The organism is Streptomyces albidus (ex Kaewkla and Franco 2022) (genome assembly GCF_013870515.1).
Classification (GTDB): domain Bacteria; phylum Actinomycetota; class Actinomycetes; order Streptomycetales; family Streptomycetaceae; genus Streptomyces; species Streptomyces albidus.
This window is the reverse complement of the sequence record NZ_JACBXA010000477.1, coordinates 1-1763: the sequence shown is the minus strand read 5'-3', so window position 1 is coordinate 1763 and position 1763 is coordinate 1. Positions and strand designations below refer to the sequence as shown.

At 69.9% G+C, this 1763-nt stretch carries 2 protein-coding genes and 1 pseudogene; 2 read left to right on the top strand and 1 reads right to left on the bottom strand.

Annotated elements, in window-relative coordinates:
* Nucleotides 1–227 precede the first annotated feature (227 nt).
* Entirely contained in the window at nt 228–653 is a 426-nt protein-coding gene (locus H5J26_RS30685; protein WP_181769210.1) for an Hsp20/alpha crystallin family protein, read from the top strand.
* Nucleotides 654–816: 163 nt separating this feature from the next.
* Nucleotides 817–1215 carry a DUF2267 domain-containing protein gene (locus H5J26_RS30680; RefSeq protein ID WP_181769209.1) on the top strand — a complete coding sequence of 133 codons (399 nt, stop codon included), beginning with the start codon at nt 817–819 and terminating at the stop codon, nt 1213–1215.
* A 139-nt stretch (nt 1216–1354) separates the two neighbouring features.
* Here H5J26_RS30680 and H5J26_RS30675 read toward each other — a convergent pair.
* A pseudogene (locus H5J26_RS30675) lies at nt 1355–1763 on the bottom strand (class I SAM-dependent methyltransferase); the annotation flags it as partial.

Here is a 1763-nt window from a genome sequence, read left to right as displayed (position 1 = left end):
GGCCACCGCCTACGCGCTCGGCGTGCTTCACGCGGATCAGCGCCAGGAGGCCGAGGGGGCCCGTCTCGCCTTCGGCAGGCTGTGGCTCCAGCCGGTGCCGCAGGTGCTCTGAGCTGTACCGACGTCTAAGTTGAGTCGCAAGTTGTCAACCTTCTTCGTGTCGGTGTATATAAGTGGGCACAGGGCATCGCACGAGAGTGCACGCCACATGGAGGGAGATGACAGTGATGCTCATGCGTACCGACCCGTTCCGGGAGTTCGACCGCCTCACCCAGCAGGTCTTCGGCACCCAGGCCCGCCCCGCGGGAATGCCGATGGACGCCTACCGCTCGGGCGACGAGTTCGTGATCCACTTCGACCTTCCGGGTGTCGTCCCGGAGACCGTCGATCTGGACATCGAGAGGAATGTGCTCACCGTCCACGCCGAGCGCCGCTCGCCCGCGCCCAAGGATGCGGAGCTGATCGCGGCGGAGCGTCCGGCAGGCAAGTTCAGCCGCCAGCTCTTCCTCGGGGACACGCTGGACTCCGAGCGCATCGACGCCTCGTACGAAGCGGGAGTGCTGACACTGCGCATCCCGGTGGCGGAGCAGGCAAAGCCACGGAAGATCCAGATCAGCGGCGGCGACTCGTCCGCCCAGCAGCTCACCAGGTGAGCCTGCGAACCGACAGGTGAAGGCTCCGCGGGGGCGGTGCCCGCTCAGCCGGGCCCGCCCCCGACGTGAACCTCGCCACTCCCGAACATTCTGTGCCGGTATCCGGGCACTCGGCCGGATGCCGGTTTCGTCCGGTTCAACCGAATGAAGGGAACACACAGGTATGCGATGGAGCGAATTCGTGGCCAGGGTCGGCGAGCACGGCCGTTACGCGTCGGACGACGAGAGCCAGCGGGTCGTGCGCATCGTTCTCAGCGAGTTCGGCGGTCACCTCGCCCCGGACATACGCGCCGAGCTCGCTCAGCGGCTGCCCGCCCCCGCGGTGGAGGCCCTGACCTTCCAGCTGCCGGTGACCAAGCCGCTGACCGCTTCGCAGTTCGTGGACGCCGTCGCCCGGCGCATGGAGGACGCGACGCACGCCACCGCTCGATGGGATGTGAGCTCGGTGCTCTCAGCGATCGCCGAACTGTGCGGCGAGGAGCTGACCGACCGCGTACTGGCCGGCCTGCCCGCCGGGTACGCCCTTCTGTTCGGCCGGGGCGAGCTGTCCCCGGCAGCCTGAGCCAGCCCTGGGGGGTGTCCGCGAAAGTCCCGCCTGGGGGCGGACGACGCTACTTTGCGGTCATCCCCTAGCCGGAGAGCATCCTGCCGGGCGGCCCCTGCTGCCCGGCGGCCCCGGCTCCGCCCGTTCGGCGGCCGAGTCAGCTTCCGCGCGGGGCGAGGGCCTGCCATTCCACGGTGACCTCGCCCTGCCGCCACCTCCGCGGTCCGCCGGCGAGCGGCCAGTCCTGTGCCAGCGCACTCACCGCACGTATCCAGCGCTGCCGGGCGCTCAGAGCGCCGTACGGTGCGGCCGCCGCCCAAGCCCGGTCGAAGTCGCGGAGGAAGACGTGCACGGGCTCGCCCCGCACGTTGCGGTGGATCAACGCCTTGGGCAGCCGTTCCGCCAGATCCGAGGGCGTGCTCAACGCACTCAGCCTGGTCGCGAAGGTGACGGTTCTCGGTCCCTCCGGGCCGAGCGCCACCCACACGTGGCGCCGTCCGATCTCGTCGCAGGTCCCGTCGATCAGCAGCCCGTCGGGTGCCAGCCGTGAACACAGGCGGGCCCAG

What these genes read in the sequence shown, in the direction of transcription:
- H5J26_RS30685 (WP_181769210.1), top strand. Translation starts at nt 228, where the DNA reads ATGCTCATGCGTACCGACCCGTTCCGGGAGTTCGACCGCCTCACCCAG.
- H5J26_RS30680 (WP_181769209.1), top strand. Translation starts at nt 817, where the DNA reads ATGCGATGGAGCGAATTCGTGGCCAGGGTCGGCGAGCACGGCCGTTAC.